The organism is Zymomonas sp. (genome assembly GCF_020216885.1).
Lineage (GTDB): Bacteria > Pseudomonadota > Alphaproteobacteria > Sphingomonadales > Sphingomonadaceae > Zymomonas.
Window position 1 is genome coordinate 1 of record NZ_JAIWON010000157.1, and the last position, 6,464, is coordinate 6,464.

General features: G+C 48.4%; 3 protein-coding genes and 2 pseudogenes. 4 read left to right on the plus strand and 1 reads right to left on the minus strand.

Annotated elements, in window-relative coordinates:
• Positions 1-47: 47 nt before the first annotated feature.
• The 4 genes and pseudogenes from LDL18_RS08380 to LDL18_RS08395 all read left to right on the plus strand — a co-directional run.
• Positions 48-2,390, plus strand: a pseudogene (locus LDL18_RS08380) (efflux RND transporter permease subunit); the annotation flags it as partial.
• Positions 2,383-3,600, plus strand: a complete 1,218-nt coding sequence (locus LDL18_RS08385) for an efflux RND transporter periplasmic adaptor subunit (RefSeq protein ID WP_296508677.1) — start codon at positions 2,383-2,385, stop codon at positions 3,598-3,600. The pseudogene LDL18_RS08380 and the gene LDL18_RS08385, both read left to right, overlap by 8 nt.
• The gene (locus tag LDL18_RS08390) at positions 3,590-5,080 is read left to right on the plus strand and encodes an efflux transporter outer membrane subunit (protein ID WP_365975002.1); all 1,491 of its coding nucleotides are present in this window, start codon (positions 3,590-3,592) and stop codon (positions 5,078-5,080) included. The genes LDL18_RS08385 and LDL18_RS08390 overlap by 11 nt, the downstream gene beginning before the upstream one ends.
• Positions 5,081-5,269: 189 nt before the next feature.
• Positions 5,270-6,217 carry a LysR family transcriptional regulator gene (locus LDL18_RS08395; protein ID WP_011240656.1) on the plus strand — a complete coding sequence of 316 codons (948 nt, stop codon included), beginning with the start codon at positions 5,270-5,272 and terminating at the stop codon, positions 6,215-6,217.
• A 75-nt stretch (positions 6,218-6,292) separates the two neighbouring features.
• On the opposite strand, the pseudogene gatB reads toward LDL18_RS08395, so the two are convergent.
• A pseudogene (gene gatB, locus LDL18_RS08400) lies at positions 6,293-6,464 on the minus strand (Asp-tRNA(Asn)/Glu-tRNA(Gln) amidotransferase GatCAB subunit B); the annotation flags it as partial.

Genomic DNA, 6,464 nt, shown 5'->3' on the forward strand with positions numbered 1-6,464 from the left:
TAGCTTCCTGAACAAAAATCGCCTGATTAGTCAGGGCATCGACCCGCAAAATTCCGAGCTTGTTGATTGGCTTGCCCAGCACTTTGCGGGTCGATGCCCTGACTAATCAGGCGATTTTTGTTCAGGAAGCTATTTCAGGCGTTGCCAGAGAAGCGGCAATTGCAGCCGTTTTGACTAGCTTGATGATTATGTTGTTTCTGGGCTCTTGGCGGTCAACAGTCATCATCGCTATTTCTATTCCTTTGGCGATTATGTCGGCTTTGGGATTGCTTTCTGCCTTTGGTCAAACGCTGAATATCATGACCTTGGGAGGGTTGGCGCTGGCCGTTGGTATTTTGGTCGATGACGGTACCGTCACAATCGAGAATATCAACTGGCATCTTGAGCATGGCAAAGACGTTATTCCGGCCATTATTGATGGGGCGATGCAGATTGCGACACCGGCTTTGGTCTCGACACTTTGTATTTGCATTGCCTTTGTGCCGATGTTCTTTTTGCCGGGGATTGCCGGATTTTTGTTCGCGCCGATGGGGATGTCCGTTATCTTTGCGATGTTGGCTTCTTTCTTGCTGTCTCGCACCTTGGTGCCGACTTTGGCAATGTATTTATTGAAGCCAATTCCGCATAAGCACGACCCCGAACATGCGGTAAAATCATCGAATATTTTTGTCCGTTTCCAGCAGGGTTTCGAGCATCATTTTGAAAAAATGCGCCTTGGTTATGTCCATCTTTTGGAAAAGGCATTGCGGGCAAAATGGTTGTTTATTGTTGCTTTTTACGGCTTCGTCATTCTTTCCTTTACTCTGTCGCCTTTTTTAGGGCGGAATTTCTTCCCGTCGATTGATACCGGATCGATTACGCTTCATGTTAGAGCGCCGATCGGGACGCGGATTGAAGAGACTTCGGCTATTTTTGCCCGTATTGAAAACCGGATACGGTCGATTATTCCAGCCGATCAGTTGAGATCCGTGGTTGATAATATCGGTATTTCATCCAGTGCGATCAATACAACCTATGATGCGACGGGTTCAATCGGGATGCAGGATGGTAATATCATGATCAGCCTGACGGAGGATCATGCGCCAACCGATTCCTATATCAAGCGGTTGCGGGAAATATTGCCGCGCGAATATCCGGCAGAAACCTTTGCTTTCTTGCCCGCTGATATCGTTTCCCAGATTTTGAATTTTGGTTCACCTTCGCCGATTGATATTCAGGTGACAGGACGTAATCCGGTTGATGATGAAAGCTATGCCCGTCTTTTGTTGCGGGAAGTGCGGAAAATTCCGGGATTGGTGGATAGCCGGATTCAGCAATCTTCCAAATATCCTGAATTTACCGTTAAGGTCGATCGTTCCCGTATCGCCCAATTGGGCTTAAAAGAGTTGGATGTTACCAATAGTTTGGGAACTTCGCTGGCGGGTTCTTCGCAGTTGGCACCCGTTTTCTGGGTCGATCCCAAAAATGGCGTTTCCTATCCTGTTGTGGCGCAGACACCGGAATATATGGTGGATAGTCTGGCGCATCTTGGGAATGTCCCGATTTCAGGGGAGGGGATGCGCGCGCCTGAACCTCAAATTCTGGGAGCTTTGGGCCCAATTGTCAGAACCCATAGTAGTGCGGTGACATCACAATATAATCTCGCTTCGTTATTCGAGATTTATGGCTCTATCCAAGGTCGCGATTTGGGGGCTGTCAGTAATGATATCCTGAAAGTGATCCATAAAATGGAGAAGCAAAAGCCGAAAGGGGTCACTGTTACTTTGCGGGGGCAATATCAGACAATGAATACCGCCTTTCAAGGGATGGGTTTTGGCCTGTTGGGGGCGATTGTTCTGATCTATTTGCTGATCGTCATCAATTTCCAGTCGTGGCTTGATCCTTTTATCGTGATTGCCGCTTTGCCCGGCGCTTTGGCGGGTATTATCTGGATGCTGTTTGTGACGAAAACGACGCTTTCGGTGCCGGCTTTGACGGGGGCGATTATGTGCATGGGTGTGGCGACTTCCAACTCGGTGTTGGTTATCAGCTTTTGCCGTGAAAAGATGGAGGAAGGGCTTACTTCTGCGCAAGCCGCGCTTGAGGCAGGTGCAACCCGTATCAGGCCTGTCTTGATGACGGCCTTGGCAATGATTATCGGTATGTTGCCTATGGCTTTGGGCTTGGGTGATGGCGGTGAGCAAAATGCGCCTTTGGGACGAGCTGTTGTCGGTGGGTTGATTGTCGCAACCACGGCATCCCTGTTCTTTGTGCCTTCGCTTTTTTCGTTAATGCACCGTAATGATCCCAAAAAAGACATTGAATTTCCAGAAGCCGCGGAAAGCGATCACTCTGATACAATAAAGAAACCTGATAAAGGCGATGATACCAATGGAGAAGTCTATGCCTGATATGCAGGACGCAAAGACCCAACATCAAAACCACGAAAAACAGGAAAGTCGTCGGTTAAAAAAAATCGGGATTCTTGCGGTATGTCTGCTGGCCGGTGTTGCGGGTTACGGTATTTACAGCCGTTATCAGAATGAACATGCGGTAAAGAAATGGACAGAAAGTGAAGTTGTCCCCAGTGTTTCGATTATTTCTCCGACCGAAGCTCCTGGAACGACTACCCTGACTTTACCCGGACGGGTCAATGCGTGGTATCAAGCGCCTGTCTATGCCCGAACCAGCGGTTACCTGAAAGCATGGTATACGGATATCGGCACCCCTGTGAAAGCGGGTCAAATTTTGGGTTTGATTGATGCCCCCGATCTTGACCAGCAATATGCCGCTGCCAAGGCTAGCCTTGCAACAGCCGCCGCACAGCGGGCTTTGGCACAGACGACTTCCGACCGTTGGCAAAAGCTGATCGCCGAAGATGCGGTTTCACAACAAGAAGCAGATGAAAAGAAGGCCAATTATGCCGCCCGTTTAGCGATGGAGCATGAGGCGGCGGCAGAAGTCGATAGATTGCGGGCTTTAATTGGCTTTAAGCAATTATTGGCACCCTTTGATGGGATTGTGACTGGCCGTTCTACGGATATCGGGGCGTTGATTATTGGCGGTGCGTCCAATACCAATAATACCCAGCAGCCGTTATTTACGGTTTCCGATATTCACAAAATGCGCGTTTATGTAAACGTGCCGCAGGCCTATGCCGCAGAGATTAAACCCGGTATTACGGCGGCTTTACATTTGCCTGAATATCCTGATCGTGTTTTCCATTCGACTTTTGTTGAAACAAACCATGCTGTGACACCTGCCAGTGGCACGATGTTAGTTCAGATGGCGGCTGAAAATGCCGACCATGCTTTGAAACCCGGTTCCTATGCCCAAGTAGAATTTACGCTACCAACACCATCTAATATTGTGCGGATTCCGGCGAGCGCGGTTCTTTTCCGGCAGCAGGGCATGACGATTGCGACCATCGACAAAGACAATCATGCTCATTTGCATATTATCAAAATTACGCGTGATCTAGGTAAGCAGATTGAAATTGCGGGCGGTATTTCCCGCAGTGATCGTGTAATTGACGCACCAGCCGATGATATTGCCGAAAATGATGTGGTTAGCCCCGATGTGAAGCAAGCCAAAGCCGATGGGGCTGCCCATGGAAAATAAGAATAATTTCCTGCTTTCACCGTCTTTTCAAAATAGAAGGGGAAAGGGGGGCGTTCGGAAAAAAATTTCAATCATCGCCTTGATGACTACTGTAATTTGGGGCGGTTTGGTTTCAGGATGTTCTTTTGCACCTGATTATCACAAGCCGACGGCCAAAGACATCAAGGATATGCCGGTTGCCTATAAAGAAGGTGGGGCTTGGACTTCGGCACAGCCTGCGGATGAAGCCCCGCGTGGGTCTTGGTGGAAAATTTTTGATGATGTGCATCTGAACGATCTGGAAGATCGGATTGAAAAGAATAGTCCGCAATTGGCCGAGGCCTTGGCGCGGTATCAGCGGTCGCAGGCCTATGTTAAAGAAGTCCGTTCTGGGCTATTCCCTTCTATCAGTGTTAATAGCAGCATCAGCCGTCAGCGCGTCTTTCGGAATCCGGGAAGCACCTATAGCCCTTATATTTATAATCCTTCCATTGCTGGGGGTGGTATCAGCTATGAAGCCGATATTTGGGGGCGTATCCGTAATATGGTTAAGGCTGGTAAGGCGATGGCCGAAGCCAGTGCTGCCGATATGGGCTCTATTCGGTTAAGTTTACAGGCTGAATTAGCCGATAACTATATGCAGCTTCGCGGTTTGGATGCACAGGCGGCGTTATATCGCGAGACCGTGGCTGCTTATATGCGGGCATTACAATTAACCGTGGCGCGCCATGATGGTGGAGCGGTTTCCGGTGTCGATGTTGAGCGCGCCAGAATGCAGCTTTCAGCTACGCGATCTGAATTGTCGCAGGTGATGGCGCATCGCGCTTTGTTAGAACATGCGATTGCCGTTTTAATCGGTGAGCAGCCCAGTAATTTCTCTATTGAACCGGTAGATATGATCAACACCCCGCCGGTTATTCCTGTTTCAGCACCTTCGCAGCTTTTGGAAAGAAGGCCTGATATTGCTTCGGCTGAACGGCAAATGGCGGCGGCCAATGCCGCGATCGGTTCAGCGATTGCAGCCTTTTTCCCGACAATTTCGCTTTCGGCAAATGGCGGATCAGATTCGGCGGCTTCCAGTCTTTTATCTGCGCCATCAGGATTTTGGGCTTTGGGCCCGGCTATGGGGGTTCTGCCGTTATTCCAAGGTGGGCGGCGGCGCGCCAGAGTGAAAGAGGCGAGGGCGGATTTCGATGCCACCGCAGCCAGCTATCGGGATACGGTCTTAAAAGCCTTTCAGGAGGTGGAAGATCAGATGGCTTTGGCAAATTGGTTAGCCAATGCCCATGCTGATCAGGAATTTGCCGTTACTGCCGCAAAGCGTGCCAATAACCTTGCCACCATCCGTTATAAAGAGGGGGCAGCCAATTATCTGGAAGTGGTTATTGCCCAGACTGCAGAATTACAAAACCGTCGTCAGGCCTTGATTATTCAAACGCAGCGTTTGCAAGCAGGGGTTGGATTGATCCGCGCTTTTGGGGGAGGATGGAAAGCTTCCTAGACTTTAGCCCTGTAAATGTTATGTGGGTTTAAAGTTATATCGTTATAGCTAAAATAGTTTGATATGATTGATCTGGATTTATTTTCAGATTTATTGTGCAGTCTTTCAATAGATAAGCTTTTTTAGCGAGGCTTGGTTGTTGCTATAAAAGGCAATATTTTAAATTAGGAATAGGCGCGTTTGACTTTTATGCGACAAAATCAGCTTGATGGTCTGGTCGCTTTTGTCTGTGTAGCCAGACTGGCGAATTTTTCTTCTGCGGCACAAAGACTAGGTGTTTCTCCTTCGGCTGTCAGCCAATCAATCCGCGCTTTAGAACAGCGGCTGGGCGTGATGTTGTTCCACCGGACAACGAGAAGTGTTAATTTGACCGATGCAGGGGCGCGTTTTTTGGCGCGGGTGCAGCCTGCTGTTGATGAATTGATTAGTGCTTCTACCGATGTCGGTGATGATAGCGGCCCCCCATCCGGTTTATTGCGGCTTATTATGCCCCGTTCTGGCTATCTGTTAGCTTTGCGACCTTTGTTGCGAGATTTCCTTGAAGCCTATCCTGAAATGAAAATGGAAATCGCCATTGATAATACGATGGTTGATCTTTCCAGTCATGGATTTGATGCCGGTATTCGTTTTGGCGGTTTTGTTGAAAAAGATGTAACGAGCGTCAATATCGGCCCTTCGATGCGGTGGTATGTTGTCGCCTCCCCTGAATATGTCGCCAAGCGGGGAATTGCCCGACATCCCAGAGATTTGCTGGGGCATGAATGTATTAAATTCCGTCGGACATCCGGTGAGATTATTCAGCGGTGGAATTTTACCAATAAAAACGAAAATCTGATGATCAACATTGATGGTCGTCTGGTCTTGGGTGATCTGGCTGTGATGGTTCAGGCCGCCTTGGATGGGTTAGGGGTCATTTATACTGTCAATGGCTATGTCGAGCGCTTTATTGAAGAAGGGCGTTTGGTCAGAATGTTGGCTGATTGGAGTCCGCCGACATCGGGCTTGGTTCTCTATTATCCGGCAAAGCCAAGAATTTCCCGAAAAGTAAAAGTCTTGATCGACTATTTGCAGGAACATGCCCATTTTTTGGTGAATGAAACCGGATCACATGATTTTATGTTAGATCCGTTAAGCTAAAAGGAAGCGGTAAAAATTATAAAAAAAGGCCACCGAATTTCGGTGGCCTTTTTGTTAGAAAGATAGGGATGCCGATTAGGCTGATAACAGCTTTTTCAGGATTTCGTTGACGACCGCAGGATTGGCTTTACCGCCCATTGCCCGCATGGTCTGACCGACGAAGAAGCCGAAAAGTTTATCTTTACCGCTGCGATATTGTTCGACCTTATCCTGATTATCAGCAAGGATTTTGTTGATAACCTCTTCG